The sequence below is a fragment of the Chelatococcus composti genome (genome assembly GCF_014201415.1).
In the GTDB taxonomy this organism is placed as follows: Bacteria; Pseudomonadota; Alphaproteobacteria; order Rhizobiales; family Beijerinckiaceae; genus Chelatococcus_A; species Chelatococcus_A composti.
Genome location: NZ_JACHEH010000003.1, coordinates 1 through 17,059, shown reverse-complemented (window position 1 = coordinate 17,059; position 17,059 = coordinate 1). Strand labels below are relative to the sequence as shown.

Sequence of the window (17,059 nt, the reverse complement as noted above, 5' to 3'; positions counted from 1 at the left end):
AAATGATCGAATGAACCAGAAGTCGGACGACGACCTCGAAGGTTTCGGCGATACCGCCACCCACGACGAGGCCCTGTTCGCCCAGGGCACCGAACCGCGCAAGGCAGCCGACAAGGACGAGACGCTCGGCAGCCCCCGCAACCTCGACACCATCCTGCGCATCCCCGTCGTCATGCAGGTGGTGCTCGGCTCGGCGACGATGCCCGTGGCCAACCTCATGAAGCTCGGGCGCGGCGCCATCGTGCCGCTCGACCATCGGGTGGGCGAGCCGGTCGATGTCGTGGTGAACGGCCGCGTCATCGCCCGCGGCGAGGTGGTGGTGGTGGAAGACGACAACTCCCGTTTCGGCGTGTCGCTGACGGAAATCGTCGGCCCGCCTGGATCCGAGCTCGGTAGCTGATGGCTACGACTGCAATCCCCTCGAAAGCGCCACAGCCCATCGTGCCGCGCGCGACGCTGACGCGGGGTGTCGAGAAGGTGGCGGCGCTGCTGCTCGCCATGGAAAAGCCGACCGCCGGCCGGCTGCTCACGCATTTCACGTCCGAGGAGATCAAGGAGATCACGCGGACGGCGGCCGAACTCGGCCCCATTCCCGCTTCACAGATCGAGGCCCTCGTTGAGGAGTTCGCGGCCCAGTTCGCCACCGGCAAGAACCTGTTCGGCACGGCGAGCGAGGTCGAGAAGCTGCTGCAGGGAGTGCTGCCGCCGGAGCAGATCGCCGAGATCATGTCCGGCCTCCTGGGCAACTCCAACCGCTCGATCTGGGACCGCATCTCGAACGTCTCCGAGAACGTCCTGGCGAGCTACCTGCTCAAGGAGCACCCCCAGACCGCCGCGCTCATCCTCTCCAAGGTCAAGCCCGCCTGCGCAGCCAAGACCATGAGCCAGCTGCCGCAGGATCTGCGCAACAACATCATGCGGCGCATGCTGACCTTCAAGCCCATCGTCGACGAGACGATGCGCATCATCGAGCGCACGATCCATGAAGACTTCATGCTGAACTTCTCCCGCAACGCGGGGGCGGACACGCACGCCAAGATGGCCGACATCATCAACAAGATGGAGCGCGACCATATGGAGGACGTGCTGAACTCGCTCAGCGTTACGCGGCCGAAGTCGGCGGAGATCCTCAAGGGGCTGCTTTTCACCTTCGACGACATCGTCAACCTCACGCCGGCGGCGCGCACGCTGCTGTTCGACCAGATCCCCACCGACAAGATCGTGCTGGCCCTCAAGGGCACCGACCCATCGTTCCGCGAGGTCATCCTGTCCTCGCTGGCCTCGCGCGTGCGCCGTATGGTCGAGCACGAGCTCAACGGCCGCGAGCCCGCCGCCCAGCGCGACGTGCTGGAGGCGCGGCGCAGCATCACCGATCTGGCGCTGGAACTCGCCGGGCGTGGCGAGATCGACCTCAACCCCGAAGGAGGAGACGACGCCTTCATTCGCTGAGCCGGACCGGCAGGCGCGGACGTGCCTGCCGCCGGCCGTCGACGGCGGAGGGTGAAGGCGCCGTCAGGCGCGCGCCATGGCCGAGCAGCCCGATCAGGACAGCAAAACCGAAGAGCCGACCGAGAAGAAGGTCCGCGACGCCCTCGACAAGGGCAACGTGCCCTATTCGCGCGAGATGTCGATCTTCGCATCGCTCGGCGCGATTCTCGTCGCCTTCTCGTTCCTGACGCGTGAGAACGGCGCCCGGCTCGGCGAGCGCCTGACACGCCTCATCGACACGCCCGGCGGGTTCTCGCTGGCGAACGGCTATGACGCATCGCTGCTGATGCAGGCCGTTTTCTGGGATGCGGGGCGGTTCGTGCTGCCCATCGTCCTCGTCATCGCCATTGCGGGCACCTGCGCATCCCTCTTCCAGAACACGCCGCGCATGGTCCTCGAGCGCATCCGCCCCAAGTGGCAGCGGATCTCGCCGAGGTCGGGCTTCAAGCGGATCTTCGGCAAGCAGGGATTTGTTGAATTTTTCAAGTCTCTATTCAAGTTCACCGTGGTCAGCCTGGCGTGCCTCATCCTGCTGGGCTCGGAACAATCGCGGGCGATAAATGCCATGTTCACGGATCCGAGCCTTCTGCCGGAAACCCTGCTGACCATAGCCCTCAGACTCGTCTCGGCGGTCTGTGTCGCCACCATCCTGCTCGTCGCCGCCGACCTCGTCTGGGCGCGGCTTCGCTGGCACCGCGAGCTGCGCATGACGCGCCAGGAGGTGAAGGACGAGTTCAAGCAGACCGAGGGCGATCCGCTCGTCAAGTCGCGCCTGCGCTCCCTGGCGCTCGACCAGTCGCGCAAGCGCATGATGGCCGCGGTGCCGAAGGCCACCGTGGTCATCACCAACCCCACTCATTTCGCGGTCGCCCTGCGCTACGTGCGCGAGGAAGGCGGCGCTCCCGTCGTCGTCGCCAAGGGCCAGGATCTCATCGCCCTCAAGATCCGCGAGATTGCAACCCAGCACGACATCCCGATCGTCGAGGACCCGCCGCTCGCCCGCGCGCTCTACAGCGCCACCGAGGTCGACCGCATGATCCCGCCCGAGTTCTTCAAGGCCGTGGCGCAGGTTCTCTACTACGTCTACACCCGCGAGGGCGGCCATGGCGCCCAGCCGCAGCCGCAGACCATGGACCGGCCGCTGCTGAAATAGGCGGCCGCTTCCTTACAGAAAGCCGATCCACCGCCCTGCCACGACCGCGCCGGTCCAGACGACGAGCGACAGCGCGGCCGCAAGCCGCACGCCGGCATCGACCGGCCCGCCCGACGCGGCGTCCCGCCACGCCGCCCGGCGGCGCAGCAACAGGGCATTGGCGACGCCGACGGCAATGAGGCCTAGCTTGGCAAGGAAGGCCGGGTTGCCGGCGTACTCGACCGGCCGCACCGAAAAAAGGAGCGCGCCCGTCATCAGTGCACACGCCATGCCCACTGCCGCGCAGCGGGACAGGAAGGGCGCCAGCACCGCGAGCGAACGGCGCCGGAAGAGCTCGAGCAGCCGCAGGTCGAGCGGCACGATGGCGCCGACGACGAGGCCGACCGAGAGGATATGCGTCGCGTTGGCAAGAAGATAGGCGAAGCTCGAGCGCCGCAGCAGCGCCGCCCCAGGCCAGGCGGCGAGCGCCAGCAGGGCTTCGTTGGCAAGGTTGCTCAATTGGTCCTGATACGGTCGGGATAGATGTCGTAGGTCTTGCCGCCCACAGTAATGCGCACCGCCTTCATCCGCCTCTCGCTCCGATCCTGCGAGCGGTTGCCGATGGCTACGATCTCATCGCCAACGCGGGCCGAGCCTTCGCGGAAGCCCGCCCGCTCCGTCTGGCGCGGGTTGCCGAGCTCCACCCGCCACACACCGTCGGAGGAGGTCTCCACGTCGAGTGTGGGATGCGGCGGGCCGATGTAGATGTCGCGGATCGTGCCCCGAAGCTCAATCTGTTCAGCCTCCGCCCACGACCAGCCGTGATGGGCGACGGCACCGGAAAGGACGGGAAGCGCGAGCATCGACACCGCAAGGGCGCGAACGGCAAGGACACGCGCGAGGGATCCGGCAGAGAGCAGCGAGCCCATGATTGCACTCCCCTGCTGCTGTTGCGGGTGGCAGCAGACCGTAGGGAGGGCACGGCGGCCGGTCAACGGCCGGCCGATCAACAGTCGGAGAGTGCAGGGCCGTCAGAAGAATGACCGCACCAGCCCGCCCACCAGCATGTTCCAGCCGTCGATGAGGATGAAGAACAGCACCTTGAACGGCAGGGCGATCACTGTCGGCGGCATCATCATCATGCCCATGGACATGACGAGGGTCGCCACGATCATGTCGATGACGAGGAAGGGCAGGAGAATGAGGAAGCCCATCTCGAAGCCACGCCGCAGCTCGGAGATCATGAAGGCCGGAATGATGATGCGCAGATCAATCGCTTCACCGTCGGCACGCGGCGCGAAGGAGCCGGCGGCGAGATCGTCGAAAAGCTGCAGGTCCTTCTCGCGCACGTGGCGCAGCATGAACTCCCGGAACGGCGCCGTGATCTTCTGATAGGCCTCCTCGTGGGAGATGCGGTTCTCCGTCAGGGGCTTCAGCCCCTCCTCCCAGGCTTTGTCGAAGGTCGGCGCCATGACGTAGAAGGTCATGAACAGCGCGAGCGACACCATGACGATGTTCGCCGGCGTGCTCTGCAGGCCGAGCCCCGAGCGCAGGAACGACAGGGCGATGGCAAAGCGGGTGAAGCTTGTCACCATGATCAGCAGCCCCGGCGCCAGCGATAGCACCGTGAGCAGCACGATCATCTGGACGATGCGGCCGGTCATTGCGCCCTCGCCGCTCGGCAGGAGCTGCCCAAGATCGGGAAGCTGGCCGCTCGCCTGGGCAAAGGCCGCTCCTGCCGTCAGGACGAGGACCGGCAGGACGAGCCCGGCGGCGAGGAGGGAGCGGCTGCGCAAGATCATGCCGGGATCCTCACTGCACGATCATGGTTTCGATCAGCAGCTCGCGCACGCGCCCGTCGGCACGCACGCGGGCCCGTTCGTTGAGATCCTCGCGCAGGTGCTGCAGGCCGCTCGGCCCCTCGATCTGGGCGAGCTTCAGCGTCCGCACGTAAGCCATCATGTCCTGGCGGATCTCGGCGCCCATGACATCGGGGTTCTCAATGGCGCCGTTGTCGAAGATGATGGAGGTCTCGAGGCGCACCCACACGCCAGACGGCTCGGCCAGATTCGAGACCACCGGCTCGAGCGTCTTGATGACAGTGTCGCCCGAGTACTTGAGCGGCCGCGGCGCGTTCTGCGCCGCCTCCTTCTCCGCATTGGCGAGGCGCTTGACGGTGTTGGCGAGGTGTATGCCGGACAGGCTGCCGACACCGAGCGCGATCAGCGTCAGCATGACGAGCGCGGGCAGCCAGCTGTCGCTGCCCCCCTCCTCCTTCTTTTTCCGTCTCCTGAATAACGGCGCTCGCGCCATGTCCCTTTCCTCGCCTGCCTGCCGCCTCAGAACGGCACGATGAGATCGTAGATCTGCTGGCCAACCGCCGGCTGCTGCACCTCCATGCTGCGCCCGCGCCCGCCGTAGGACACCCTCGCCTCGGCAATCTTGTCGTAGGCGATGGTGTTGTTGCGCGAGATGTCGGAGGGCCGCACGATGCCGGCGATGTTGAGCACCCTGAGCTCGTAGTTGACGCGCACCTCCTGCGAGCCGCTGATGACCAGGTTGCCGTTCGGCAGCACCTCCGTGACGACGGCGGCCACCGTCAGCCGCAGCTTCTCGGAGCGGTCAATCTGGCCCTTGCCCTTGCTGGCGGTGCGCGAGTTGATGGCGAGAGCGCCGAAGATCGAGTCCCCCGTGCTGCTGTTGCCATAGCCGAGGTCGAGGCCGAAGTTGACGTTCGAGTTGCGCGAGCGGTCGCTCTCGTTGTCGAACTGGGCCTTGTCGTCCATCAGGATGTTGACGGTGATGACGTCGCCCACCTGGCGCGCGCGCGGATCGGCGAACAGGTCGCGCGTGCGGCCGGTCCAGAGCGAGTGGTAACTGCCCGGGCGCTTGTAGGCGGCATAGGCCGTCGTCGGCAACGGTTCGCGCTGCACGTTGAGCCCGTAGCCCACGGGCGTCATGTTCGGTTCCCGCCCGATCTCGTCCAACTTGACGGCACAGGCGCCGACAGAAAGGGCGAGGAGCGCGGCGAGCATGCCGGAAACGGTCGTCTTCATCACGATTTCTCCGCCGCCCGCTCGCGCGGGACACTGTCGATGAGCGTGCCCGTGAGCTGGGCGGCACGTCCCGGCTCCATCTCGTTGAGGATGGCGCTCGAGATGCGCGGGTTAAGGCGGGCGATGATGGCGGCCGCCTTCTCATCCTTGAGGCTGGCGAGCTGCTGGGCGGCGGCCTCCGGCCGCATGCGGCTGAAAATGGCGACCAGCCCCTCGTCGGCCTGCTTCAGGAACTCGTTGCGCCGGCGCAGCCATTCCTCGTACTCGGCCCGCTTCTTCTCCAGCTGGACGATGCGCTGTTCGATCTCCTTCTCGAGCGCGGACAGCGTCTGCATCTGCCAGGCGAAGCGCGCGTCCGCGGCCGCATCGGCCACGTTGGCGCAATAGGGATTGGTGCGGGCCGCCTCCGCCTGGGCGCGTGCGGTCTGCACCGCATCCTGCGCCACGGCCGCCTGGCCGAGGCCGGCAATTGCAGCAGCAACGGTGATCGTGGCGAACCTGCGCATGATCAGCGACCTTTCTGCCCTGACGCGCGGGGCGCCCTGCCGCCCCGCTTCCCCTTTTCCGCCTGCTTCTTCACTCTGCCGCACGGGGGCCTCACTGCACGACGAGGTCGGCCTGCAACGCGCCGGAGGTCTTGATGGCCTGCAGGATTGAGATGATGTCGCTCGGCTTCAGGCCAACCTGGTTGAGACCGCGCACCAGCGTCTGCAGGTTTGAGCCTTCGATGATGCCTACACGCCCGGTCTGTTCGCGCGCCTGGATCTCCGTGCGCGGCACAACCACCGTCGCCCCGTCGCTGAAGGGCTCCGGCTGCGAGACCATGGGCGTCTCGGTAATGCGCACCGTCAGGTTGCCGTGCGTGACGGCAACGGTCGAGATCTGCACGTCCTGGCCGATGACGACGGTGCCCGTGCGCTGGTCGATGACGACGCGCGCCGGCGTGTCAGGCGCCACGCGCAGCTCGCCGATCTCGGCGATGAACCGCGCCGGATTGACGTGTGCCGGCCGCTCCAGGACCACGCTGCGGAAGTCGCGCTCGGTGGCCACGCGGCGCCCGTAGCGACGTTTGGAATAGGTGTTGATGACGTCGGCGATGGTCGCCGCCGTCCTGAAGTCCGGGTTATGCAGCAGGAGCACCAGCCGCCCGATGTCGCGCAACCCGCCTGGCACGGCACGCTCCACCAGAGCACCGTTGGGAATGCGCCCGACCGTCGGCACGCCCTGGGTCAGCGTCTCCGCCTCGCCTTGGGCGGAAAAACCCGAGACCATGATGGGCCCCTGCGCCACGGCATAGACCTGGCCGTCGCCACCCGTCAGCGGCGTCACGAGCAGCGTGCCGCCCCGCAGCGAGGTCGCGTCGCCCATGGAGGACACCGTGACATCGATGCGCGAGCCGACCCCAGCGAAGGCCGGGATGTTGGCCGTTACCATGACGGCAGCGACATTGCGCGTGCGCAGGTTGCTGCCGCGCACGTTGACGCCCATGTAGTCGAGCATCGACTGCAGCGACTGCTCGGTGAAGGGCGAGTTGCGCAGCGTATCACCCGTGCCGTTGAGGCCCGTGACGAGGCCATAGCCAATGAGCTGGTTGTCGCGCACGCCCTGAATGCTGGCGATGTCCTTGATGCGTGTCGAGGCCGTCGCCGGCCCGCTCAGGAACAGTGCGCCGATGAGGCTGCTGGCGATGGCGAGCAGGAACCTCTTCATTGGATGCCTACCCGGATCGATCCATCCGGTTGGACGATACCCGAGACGACGAGCCCGCTGTCCACGTTGCGAACGCGGACATGCTCGCCGGCGCCCGCGGACTGGAGGGGAGTCCCAAGTGCAGTGATGACGAGGCCTTCGGCCTCGAACACGAGCCGGGCCGCAGCGCCGCGCTTGACGACCTCGGGCGAGCTCACGGCGTTGTAAGGGATCGGGCTGCCCGGCAGCAGCGTGCGCCGCGCGCTCTTGCCGATCACCTGCGAGGCGTCGATCACGCTCGCGAAGCGGGTCGTATAGCCGTCCGGAAACGAACGCTCCGTCAGCATGCTCTCGGTGATGATGTCGCCCGGCCGGATGGTGGTGACGGGCACCGGCAGCATCTCGGCCAGCGCGACGGCCGGCACGAACGCCGCCATCGTTGCGGCGAGCCCGGCGAGAATCCGGAGCAGGACGAATTTGCGCGATGCCGTGCCGCTTGCCATGGCGTTCACCCGCCCGATCAACGGATGCCCTTGGAGACCGTCGCCGCCATCTCGTCGGCGGCCTGGATGACCTTTGAGTTCATCTCATAGGCCCGCTGGGCGCTGATGAGCTCGGTGATCTCCTTGACCGGATCGACGTTCGAGGCCTCGAGGTAGCCCTGCAGGATCTTGCCGTAGCCGGGGTCGCCCGCCACGCCGAGAACCGCTTCGCCAGAGGCGGTCGTCTCGCGGTAGAGGTTGTCGCCGAGCGGCTCGAGACCGGCGTCGTTGGCGAAGTTCGCGATGACCAGCTGGCCGAGCTCCTGCGGCTCATCCTCGCCCGCGACCTTGGCAAAGACCTGGCCGGTGGCGTTGACGGAGATCTCGATGGTGTTCTCCGGAATGGTGATAATGGGCTGGACGAGGTAGCCCTCAATCGTGACGAGCTGCCGGTCGGCATTCTTGTTGAAGGAGCCGGCTCGCGTGTAGAGCAGCTCGCCGTCCGGCCCCTGCACCTGGAACCAGCCGCGGCCGTTGATGGCGAGGTCGAGTTCGTTCGAGGTCTGCGTCAACGGCCCCTGGCGGTGCACGTAGCGGATCGCCGCCGCCCGCACACCGAGGCCGAGCGTCGCCCCTTCCGGGATCGGCGCCGTGTCGGCGACGTTCGGAATGCCCTGCATGCGCTCGACCTGGTAGAGCAGGTCGGCGAACTCGGCACGCGCCCGCTTGTAGGCCGTGGTGTTGATGTTCGCGATGTTGTTGGCGATGACCTCAACGTTGGTCTGCTGGGCGTTCATGCCCGTCGCCGCGATGGCGAGTGCTCTCATCGGATCCTCCTCAGATCGCCATGCGGCTGATTTCCTGGTATGCGGCCACAACCTTGTCGCGGATCGCGATGGCCGTCTGCAGCGTCTGCTCCGCGGACATCACGGCCTGCACGACCTGCTGCACCGAGGCCTGGCCCTGGATGCCCGAGAGCGCGGCCGCCTCGCCCTGCCGCATCGTCTCGACCGCCTGGCCGGCGACCTGGGCCAAGATCTCGCTGAAGTTCGCCGTCTGGCGCGCCGTGGCGGCGGCGCTCACCGCCTGCATTGCCGAAAGACGCGCCTGAGTGATCGATTGCACGCCGCCAAGGTTCGACGTCAGGGACGAGATCTGGTCAATCATGAGGAGCTTCTCAGCAAGTCAATCGTCATGGAGATCATGGAGCGCGCCTGCTTGATCATCTGCAGGTTCGCTTCATACGAGCGATTGGCCTCGCGCATGTCGGCCATTTCGATCAGCATGTTGACGTTCGGATACTTGACATAGCCATCCGCATCGGCGGCCGGGTTGCCCGGCTCGTATTCGATGCGGTAGGGCGCCCTGTCCCTGCCGATGCGGTCGACCTTGACTGTCGCGGCACCGAGGGCGCGGTCGAGTTCGCTCTTGAAGGTGACGGTCTTGCGCGTGTAGGGGTCGGCGCCGGCCGTGGAGCCGGTCGATTGCGCGTTGGCAATGTTCTCGGAGACGACGCGCAGACGCATCGACTGCGCCTCGAGCCCCGCAGCGGAAAGACGGGCAGAGGCCTGTAGCGGATCGATCATCAGGATCCCTTCACGCTCATCAGGTACATGCGGTGGAAGGACCGCACGATGTTCGTGTTCAGCGAATAGTCGCGATTGATCTCAGAGGCCTTGAGCAGCTCCTGCTCCAGGCTGACGCTGTTGCCCGAGTGAACGATTTCCCAGCTGTCGCCCTTGCGGACCTTCGCCGTCTTGGCGCCCGCCTCGTCGACGCTGAAGTGCCGCGGGTTGGTGGCGGCGAGGGTCAGGCGTGTCCTGTCCATCACCTCGTCGAAGGGCACGACGTCCCGCGCCTTGTAGCCCGGCGTGTTGACGTTGGAGATGTTGCCCGAGACCGTCGACTGCCGGACCGCGAGCCAGTCGGCCTGGCGGGCTGCGACCTTGAAAAGATAGACGGGGTCCAACAGAACGCCTCCTGCACTATCGCATGCCGAGACGTTTGTAGTTCGTTAACCTTGCACGAGGCTGTCCCGTCGCCCCTCCGGCCCCTCAGCTGCAGAAGCTGCGCGCGTTCGGCGTCCATGCGCCGAAGCCGACGGCCACCAGATTGGCGATGACGCGGCAGACATAGCGCTTCTGCGCCGCGTCGTTGTCCGGGCCGGCATGATAGCGCGCGACAGCCATCGTCCAGGTGCCCTCGCGCTGTTTCAGCTCTTTCAGGAAGCGGGCCGCATATTCCACGTTGTGGCGCGGGTCGAGCATGGCCTCCAGCGAGGGAAAACGGTCGCTGTGGTAGTGGTGGTTGATCTGCATGCAGCCCAGGTCGATCAGCTTGATGCCATCGCGACGCGCCTCGTGGAAGCGGCGGATGGCGGCCTTCGCATCCGGCGCAAAATAGGCCGTGCCCTGGATGTTCATGGCATAGGGCTGCATGGAGCCGCGCCGCCCGGTCTCTGTCAGGCCGACGGCATAAAGCACGCCGACTGGCACACCATACTTCGCGGCTGCACGGGTGATCTCGCCTTCGCAGACGGCGCTGCCGCCGGCAGGAGCATCGGCAGCGGTCGCCACGCTAGAGATAGATGCCGCTGCTATCGCGGCCAGAAGCCAGGCCCGTATGGCCATCGCCTTCTCCCTCTCGCCGTGATCTGCGGGCGTGCTCCTCCGCCTGCGAGGGCGAGGCGCCTCGCCCGCCACCCGAAGTCTCTCCCTGGAATGCCTGCTGGCCGGCCGCCGACTGCTGGCCGCCACCGTGCAGTGTCTGGCCCCCACCGGCATCGGCAGAACCGATCTGAAGCGTCACCACCTCGGGCCGGTAGCCGGCCGCCCGCAGGACACCGGTGAGCGCTTCGCTGTCGTTCTGCAGCATCTGCACGGTGCGAGCATCGCTGGCGCGCATGTGGACCTCGATGCCGTCACCGACGAGGCGCATGCGCACGCTCACGCTGCCAAGCTCGGCAGGATGGAGCTGGATGTGCAGGACGCGCACGGGCCCGCCCGCCTGCTGCTGCCCCGGCTGCGCCTGCATCTCGGCCGCATGGCCGGCAGGTTGCGTGCGGCTGGAGGCGAGGCCGCGTGCCTCGCCGGCGAGCCGCTCGCCAAGCTGCTGCAGCGTCTGGGCCGGAAGGCCCTCGGCCTGCGGGCCGGTGCTGCCGGCAGCCTCGGCCTCGACCTTCACCGCGCGCAGCGCCGCAGCCTTTTCGGCAGGCTGCCCGCCCTGGCGCCGTGCCTCGCGCAGCCCGGCCGGCGGTGAGCTCTCGACGCGCCCCTTGACCTGCGGCAGCGGCTCCTCGGCAGCCTCGCCCGCGCCGGCCTGCGGCTTCACGACGCCGACCGGCTCGAAATGCGTCTCCCGCCCCACCACCGTCAGCTTTGGCAAAGGGCGCTCCCTCGGCGCAGTGTCGACGCCCAAGCCCTGCTTCGTGCCCGCCAGACGCTGCGCGGCTGTGCCCTCCTCATCGACCGCCTGTTGCTTGGTCGCCGCAACATCGGCTTCAGCATCGGCCTGCTTCGCGGGCCGCTCCGAAACCGGCAGGTTGACGCCGTCCGCGTTCACGCGGGGCTGCCGGCCCGCGGCCTCTGCCGCACCGTCAGCCCTTGCCTCCGCCCCCTCCGGCAGCACGTCGGCCCATTCGCCGTCGGCAGGCGCGGAAGCATCGGCGGTCTCTTCCCCGGCCCCCACCACTTCGCCGAGCCGCTCGACCAGCGCGCGCAGGGAGCGTGGCGGCGCAGCCTCGGCGCGCCTCTCCTCGCCCGCCGCCTCGCCGCGCCGGCCCACACCCTGCACCTTCTCAAGCAGGGCGCGGAAGGCGTCGCCGTCCTGCCTGCCGTGCGCCTCCCCCCGGGCGCTCCCGTCGGCAGGCACATCGCGCTGGACCGGCATGCGCAGGAACGACGGATCGAGCATCGTCATTCTTTGTCTCCCTGAGCTCCCTTGAGCAGGGCATCGACCGCCCCGATGAGTTCCTGCGCCCGCATGATCGTGGGCGTCGGCTGCTGGATGACAGATGGCGTGACGGGCACTGCCTCCGCCGGGGCCGTGACCGGAGACGCCTGCTGCACCGCGGGCTGCCAGTCCGCCGCAGACGGTGCTGCCGGGCGGGAGACCGGTGCGGGAACGGACGGCTTCTCCGCCGCCGGGAGTGCCGCCTCGGCACCGGCCCTCGCCGCCGGCTTCGAGGCCGTGCGGCTCTGCCCGCCCGCTGGCTTCGCATCCGTCTTCGGCGCAGCTGCAATTGACTCGTCCGCGACCTCCGGCGGCTCGGGCAGGGCAGCAGGCCACTGCCGGATGTGCCGCGCGAGGCTCTGTGCGGTCTCAAGCAGCTCGAGATCGGCCTGCGACAGGAGCGAGCGGTTGATGGCACGCAGCTCCGCGCGAGCCTCGTCATAGCCGGCTTCGGTCACGATCTTCGCCGCGGCCTGGTAGAGGCGGGCGCGCTCCGCCGCTGCCTCGCCCGGGCGGGAGAGCGCAAGCGCCTGCCGTGCGGTGTGGATCGCCGCCTCGATGCGCCCTTCGTAGACCGAGGCGCGCGACACGAGCAGATAGAGATCGCGCCGCGTCACCGGGTCGAGGTTGTCGAGCATTCCGTCGAGGCGGCCGAACCGGGCCGGGTCCTTCGTGAAATCGAGGCGTGTGAGCGCCGCGGCGAAACGCTGCTGGAAATTGCCGGCATAGACGGAATGCCGGAAGCGCCGCATGTAGCGCTCTGCCAGCGCCTCAAAACGGTCGAGATCGCCGAGCTGGCTCGCGACGAAGATCTCGCGGCGCAGCGCCGCCTCCTCCACCAGCGTTCCCGGCATCAGCAGGCGGGCGAGGGCCAGCATCTCCATGGCCGCAGCCGGCTGGTCCCGCACGAGCAAGGCGGCCTTGACAAGGGCAATCTGCCCGCCGAGCCCCGGCGCAAGCGCACGCGGCGACACCGGCTGGAGCAGCCTGCGCGCCTCGTCCTCCTGCCCCTCGACATAGGCGAGGGCGCCGAGCAACAGCCGTTCGTCGACATTGGGCTTGCGCTCGAAACCGAGAAGGTGGCGGATGACGCTCGGCTGACCCCCGCTGAGCAGGTAGACCACGGCGGCGCGAGCATTCCGCGGCTCCTGCCAGACCTCCGCGGGCGCCGCCATGAAGTGCTCCTCGATCAGCTTGAGGAGCCCGCGCTGGCCGGCATGGGCCGCCGTCGAGCCCGCGGCGATCTGGTCCTGCATGTGCTGCAGGGTACGCACGAGTTCGTACGGCTGGGCATCCACCTTCCCGCCGGCAGCCTGGGCCGCAGCGGCGAGCGTGACGAAGCCGGCAAGGACGGTGGCGGCGAGTGCCCTCACCGGCTCTCCTCCTTGAGCAGGATCTCGATGCGCCGGTTCTCGGCCGCATTCGGATCGTCGGGGACCTTGAGCATGTGATCCGCATGACCTTCGACGCGCTCGATCCGGCTGTCGGACAGGCCGCCGCGCACCAGCATGTAGACCGCCGCATGGGCGCGGGCCGTCGACAGGCGCCAGTTGTCATAGTCCGCCGAGCGGAAGGGGCGGCCGTCGGTATGTCCGCGCACAATGATCTTGCCGGGGCGCTTCGCCAGTGTCTCGGCAATGCGCTGCATGATACGCACCACCTGCGGCTGCGGGACGGCCGAGCCGATGGGGAACATGCTGAAGTTGGCCTCGTCGGTGAGGCTGATGAGCGTGCCATCGCCGGACTTCTCGACGTGCAGATGGGGCACGGCCGTGCCCTCGCCCGCGAAAGCTGCCTGCAGCTCCCGCTGGAGGGCCGCCAGCTCTTCCGACATTTCGCCACCGGGAGCTGCCGTGGCGGCGGCCATCTCGCCAGCCGTGCCTTCTGCCGGGGCGGTGTCGGTCGTGGCACGGGCGAGCGCATCCGGCTTGGCCGTTTCCGGAGCCTTGTTCACGGTGCCCGGATCGCCGGGCGGCTGCTGGCGTGCCGGCTGGAGCGGCACCGTCCGCCAGTAGGTCGGGTCGAACGGGTCGCGGTGGGCCTCACCGCCGCTGATGCCGATCTCGGCCGTCTCGCCCATGACGAGGTCGACGCTCGACGGCACCGGCTTCGGGTCATTGGCCGTGGCCGGCTCGGCGGCGAGCTGCGCCAGAACGGCATAGGGATCCTGGAAAAGTGCACTGTCCTTGTATTTCGCCAGCGGCGACTGCGCGCTGCGGTTACCCGCCGCCTCGCCCTTGCCCCGGCCCTCGTCGCGGGGCTGGCGGCCATCCTTGCCGCTGCCCCCGCCCTGTCCTTGCCCGGGCTGCACACTGAGCGGCTGGCCTTGCTTGTCCGGCTCGCCCGAGGGATGGCCGATCGTCGGATCGCGCAACCCCTTGCGGTCGGTGACACTGTCGGCGAGCTTCAGCGGGTTGAAATACTTGGCCACCTCGCTGCGGGTCGTCTGATCGGTCACGTTGATCAGCCACATGACGAGGAAGAAGGCCATCATCGCCGTCATGAAGTCGGCATGGGCGATCTTCCAGACGCCGCCGTGGTGCGCATCCTCTTCCTCGTACCCGCGCCGGACGAGAATGATTTCGGAAGGGTTCTTGTCGCTCATGACGCGTCCTGCCCAACGACTGCCGCGAGCTCCGCCGCCCATTCGGCGAGCCGCGTTTCGATGACCGTATCGTCGGCGACGACACGCACATCCGGCCCCGTCCCCGGCACGAAGCGGACGGCGGCAGCCAGGTCGCCGAGATGGCCCGCGAGCGCCGCGGCAAGGTCATCCGCTGCGCTGATTTCGATGAGCTCGTGCTGCGTCGTCTCGGCGAGCGTGCGCACGGCATCGGCCAGCGCCGCCAGCGCACGCTCGCGCTGGGCCTGCTCCAGAAATGGTGTCAGCGTGCGCGCCAGTGCCGTCGACAGACGCGACTGCATGGCGTTGAAGGCAACGTGAATCGCTTCGGCGAGAACCTGCCCCTCATTCCGTGCCCATTCGGCGCGCGCGGCAGCCAATTGTTGCTGGAATTGCTCGCGCTCGACGCGCAGCTTCTCCTCCCACGCCGCCTCGGCCGCCGCCCAGCCCTCGTTGCGCCCCTTCTCGAGCGCCTGGGCGATCTGCACCTCGGCATCGCGCGCCGGCGGCTGCACCAACGACTGGGACGGTGGCGCCCCCGCACGCCGGGGCGCCGGCTGTGACAGCCGGCGCTCCTCCGCGTTGAAATCGACGAGCAAGCTGACCAGCGGCGGTCGCGGCATCAGGCGGGATCCTCCTGATACAGCCACTGCTTGAGGATGGCCGCCGCCTGCTCCTCACTGAACTCCACCATCTGCTCGAGCCGTCGGGCCGGCGACTGGTTCATGCGGATGGTGAGCTCCTCGATGAGGTTCGAGCCTTCGGACGGGCCGGCGAGCTGCGGCGCCTCAGCGCCCGGCGGCAGGGCCGGGTCGCCCTCGGCCGCGGCGACCTTCGCCTCCTCGGCCGGCGGGCGGGCCAGGATGGCGGTGACGGCTGGCCTCAGACCGAACCAGATGACGAGCAGCGCCACAACGAGGATGGTGGCGGCATTGATGAAGTTGCCGGACTGGCGCACCAGCAGCTCGCCGATGCTGATCGGCGGAACGGGCTCGAGATTGCGCGAATCCTCGATGAAGTTGACCGCCGAGACCTTGATCTGGTCGCCGCGGTCCGTGACAGCGCCCGCGGCGGACGCGACCAGCTGCTCGATCTCGCGCATCTGCTGGTCGATGGCTGCGTCGGTCGCGTTCGGACCGGCAAGCGCGGCGAGACGCTCCCGATTGACGAGCACCGCAATCGACAGCCGCTCGATGCGATAGCCGTCACGCACGGTCTCTACCGTCTTGCTGGAGATCTCGTAGTTCGTGACCTCCTCGCGCCGCTGGTTGTCCTCGCTTGACACCTCCCCGCCAGAGGCCTGCACCTGCTCGTCGGGCAGGTTCTGCTGCACTGTTGTCGGGTTTTGGTTGTTGCGGTTCTGCGAGACCTCGGTCTCGCGAATGGTCCGGACGGACCGCTCCACGCGGGATTCGGGGTCGTAGATCGTCTCGTTGGTGCGGGTACGGTCCGTATTGAGGCGCGCGGCGACGCTGACCTCGAAATTGCTCAGGCCGAGATAGGGGACGAGAGTCTTGCGGACATTGTCCTGAATCTCGAGGCTGACCGTGCGCTCGAGGCTGGCCATGCGCCCCGTCGCGGCGCTCGTCGCGTCGTCCCCGGCCAGAACCAGCGTGCCGTCCGTGTTGAGCACCGTGACCTTGTCGACACTCATGCCCGGGATCGCCGCGGCGACGAGGTGGCGAATGGCGCGGGCCGGCGTGACGCTGTCGGCAGTCTCTGTGCGGATCACGACGGAGGCGGAAGCGGGCTGCGCCTCACGGCGGAAGGAGCCGCGATCCGGCAGCACAATATGGACGCGCGCAGCCTTGATGCCGGCCATGGTCTGGATCGTGCGCGCCAGCTCTCCCTCCAACGCGCGAACGCGCGTCACCTCCTGCATGAAGGAGGTGAGCCCCAGCGAACCAAGATCGTTGAACAGCTCGTAGCCGGAATTGGCGCTCTGCGGCAGGCCCTTCTCGGCAAGCAGCATGCGCGCGCGCGCCGTGTTGCCATAATTGACAAGCACCGAGGTGCCGTCAGCACTGACGTCGAACGGGATGCCGGCATCCTTGAGGACGGCGCCCATGCGTGACACGTCCTCGCGCGAGAGGCCGGTGTAGAGGGGTTCCTGTTGCGGGCGGCTGAGATAGTACGCGCCGAGCCCGACGACGAGGAAGACGGCAAGGCCGATGAGGCCGAGCGCGATCAGACGCCGCGTCCCGAGATCCCGAATGTTGGCCCAGAGCTGTTCGGCCTGTGCACGAGAGTTCATGAACTGCTTCTTGCTCCTGCCAAAATTGCGCTCGCGGCGCGCAGCCCTGCCGCAGGTGCGCTCGTCACCCTGCCGCGCGCGCCGCTGCGGGACGCGCCGCGACGGCAGTCAGGGAACGGGTCCCGGTACCTGGCCACGGCGCACAACGCCACACCGTAGGGCCGCAGTCTCCCCCTCGAACCTTGTCCGGAGGTTGCAAAACAAAAAGGCCGCGCCCGGCGGGCGCGGCCTCTTGCATGCGAGGAAAAGTCCCTATTAGCCGCGGAACAGCGACAGGACGTTCTGCATGGAGGAGTTGGCGATGGAGAGGGCCTGGATGCCGAGCTGCTGCTGGACCTGCAGCGCCTGCAGCTTGGTGGACTCCTCTTCCATGTTGGCGTCGAC

The 17,059-nt window shown here is 67.8% G+C and carries 22 protein-coding genes; 3 read left to right on the top strand and 19 right to left on the bottom strand.

Annotated features, from left to right (window positions below; genetic code table 11):
- The first annotated feature begins 10 nt into the window (after positions 1–10).
- The 3 genes from fliN to flhB all read left to right on the top strand — a co-directional run bounded on the left by fliN (position 11) and on the right by flhB (position 2,641).
- Positions 11–400 carry a flagellar motor switch protein FliN gene (gene fliN, locus HNQ73_RS06310; RefSeq protein WP_183333420.1) on the top strand — a complete coding sequence of 130 codons (390 nt, stop codon included), beginning with the start codon at positions 11–13 and terminating at the stop codon, positions 398–400.
- Complete coding sequence (locus tag HNQ73_RS06305; RefSeq protein WP_183333418.1) at positions 400–1,449, top strand: flagellar motor switch protein FliG; 1,050 nt, start codon at positions 400–402, stop codon at positions 1,447–1,449. The genes fliN and HNQ73_RS06305 overlap by 1 nt, the downstream gene beginning before the upstream one ends.
- Before the next feature lie 76 nt (positions 1,450–1,525).
- A complete protein-coding gene (gene flhB, locus HNQ73_RS06300; RefSeq protein ID WP_183333416.1) occupies positions 1,526–2,641 on the top strand; it encodes a flagellar biosynthesis protein FlhB in 1,116 nt (371 codons plus the stop codon).
- A 12-nt stretch (positions 2,642–2,653) separates the two neighbouring features.
- Here the strand turns inward: flhB and HNQ73_RS06295 are convergent, their stop codons facing one another.
- From HNQ73_RS06295 to HNQ73_RS06205, 19 genes are all read right to left on the bottom strand, one after another.
- On the bottom strand, positions 2,654–3,139 hold the full coding sequence (locus tag HNQ73_RS06295; RefSeq protein WP_183333414.1) for a DUF6644 family protein: 486 nt from the start codon (positions 3,137–3,139) through the stop codon (positions 2,654–2,656).
- A complete protein-coding gene (locus HNQ73_RS06290; RefSeq protein WP_183334265.1) occupies positions 3,136–3,483 on the bottom strand; it encodes a DUF6152 family protein in 348 nt (115 codons plus the stop codon). The genes HNQ73_RS06295 and HNQ73_RS06290 overlap by 4 nt, the downstream gene beginning before the upstream one ends.
- A 168-nt stretch (positions 3,484–3,651) precedes the next feature.
- Positions 3,652–4,422, bottom strand: a complete 771-nt coding sequence (gene fliP, locus HNQ73_RS06285; protein ID WP_210305022.1) for a flagellar type III secretion system pore protein FliP — start codon at positions 4,420–4,422, stop codon at positions 3,652–3,654.
- Positions 4,423–4,432: 10 nt separating this feature from the next.
- A complete protein-coding gene (locus HNQ73_RS06280; RefSeq protein ID WP_183333412.1) occupies positions 4,433–4,933 on the bottom strand; it encodes a flagellar basal body-associated FliL family protein in 501 nt (166 codons plus the stop codon).
- A gap of 26 nt (positions 4,934–4,959) precedes the next feature.
- Entirely contained in the window at positions 4,960–5,676 is a 717-nt protein-coding gene (flgH, locus tag HNQ73_RS06275; RefSeq protein ID WP_183333410.1) for a flagellar basal body L-ring protein FlgH, read from the bottom strand.
- On the bottom strand, positions 5,676–6,182 hold the full coding sequence (locus tag HNQ73_RS06270) for a MotE family protein (protein WP_183333408.1): 507 nt from the start codon (positions 6,180–6,182) through the stop codon (positions 5,676–5,678). The genes flgH and HNQ73_RS06270 overlap by 1 nt, the downstream gene beginning before the upstream one ends.
- Before the next feature lie 91 nt (positions 6,183–6,273).
- A complete protein-coding gene (gene flgI, locus HNQ73_RS06265) occupies positions 6,274–7,386 on the bottom strand; it encodes a flagellar basal body P-ring protein FlgI (protein ID WP_183333406.1) in 1,113 nt (370 codons plus the stop codon).
- On the bottom strand, positions 7,383–7,868 hold the full coding sequence (gene flgA / locus HNQ73_RS06260; RefSeq protein ID WP_183333404.1) for a flagellar basal body P-ring formation chaperone FlgA: 486 nt from the start codon (positions 7,866–7,868) through the stop codon (positions 7,383–7,385). The genes flgI and flgA overlap by 4 nt, the downstream gene beginning before the upstream one ends.
- A gap of 17 nt (positions 7,869–7,885) precedes the next feature.
- Positions 7,886–8,674, bottom strand: a complete 789-nt coding sequence (flgG, locus tag HNQ73_RS06255) for a flagellar basal-body rod protein FlgG (RefSeq protein WP_183333402.1) — start codon at positions 8,672–8,674, stop codon at positions 7,886–7,888.
- A 10-nt stretch (positions 8,675–8,684) separates the two neighbouring features.
- Positions 8,685–9,014: a flagellar hook-basal body complex protein FliE gene (gene fliE / locus HNQ73_RS06250; protein ID WP_183333400.1), complete on the bottom strand. Its 330-nt coding sequence runs from the start codon at positions 9,012–9,014 to the stop codon at positions 8,685–8,687.
- Positions 9,011–9,433, bottom strand: a complete 423-nt coding sequence (flgC, locus tag HNQ73_RS06245; RefSeq protein ID WP_183333398.1) for a flagellar basal body rod protein FlgC — start codon at positions 9,431–9,433, stop codon at positions 9,011–9,013. The genes fliE and flgC overlap by 4 nt, the downstream gene beginning before the upstream one ends.
- Complete coding sequence (flgB, locus tag HNQ73_RS06240; protein ID WP_183333396.1) at positions 9,433–9,816, bottom strand: flagellar basal body rod protein FlgB; 384 nt, start codon at positions 9,814–9,816, stop codon at positions 9,433–9,435. The genes flgC and flgB overlap by 1 nt, the downstream gene beginning before the upstream one ends.
- A gap of 85 nt (positions 9,817–9,901) precedes the next feature.
- Positions 9,902–10,447, bottom strand: coding sequence for a lytic transglycosylase domain-containing protein (locus HNQ73_RS06235; RefSeq protein WP_373284886.1), 546 nt, complete (start codon positions 10,445–10,447; stop codon positions 9,902–9,904).
- A complete protein-coding gene (gene fliK / locus HNQ73_RS06230) occupies positions 10,425–11,765 on the bottom strand; it encodes a flagellar hook-length control protein FliK (RefSeq protein ID WP_183333392.1) in 1,341 nt (446 codons plus the stop codon). Before fliK ends, HNQ73_RS06235 begins: the two co-directional genes overlap by 23 nt.
- Complete coding sequence (locus HNQ73_RS06225) at positions 11,762–13,171, bottom strand: chemotaxis protein MotC (protein ID WP_183333390.1); 1,410 nt, start codon at positions 13,169–13,171, stop codon at positions 11,762–11,764. The genes fliK and HNQ73_RS06225 overlap by 4 nt, the downstream gene beginning before the upstream one ends.
- Entirely contained in the window at positions 13,168–14,403 is a 1,236-nt protein-coding gene (locus HNQ73_RS06220; protein ID WP_183333388.1) for a flagellar motor protein MotB, read from the bottom strand. The genes HNQ73_RS06225 and HNQ73_RS06220 overlap by 4 nt, the downstream gene beginning before the upstream one ends.
- Entirely contained in the window at positions 14,400–15,044 is a 645-nt protein-coding gene (locus HNQ73_RS06215) for a hypothetical protein (protein WP_183333369.1), read from the bottom strand. Before HNQ73_RS06215 ends, HNQ73_RS06220 begins: the two co-directional genes overlap by 4 nt.
- Entirely contained in the window at positions 15,044–16,675 is a 1,632-nt protein-coding gene (gene fliF / locus HNQ73_RS06210; RefSeq protein WP_183333368.1) for a flagellar basal-body MS-ring/collar protein FliF, read from the bottom strand. Before fliF ends, HNQ73_RS06215 begins: the two co-directional genes overlap by 1 nt.
- A 255-nt stretch (positions 16,676–16,930) precedes the next feature.
- Positions 16,931–17,059 (bottom strand): flagellin (locus HNQ73_RS06205; protein ID WP_277355655.1); only part of this gene is annotated, 129 nt, incomplete at its 5' end.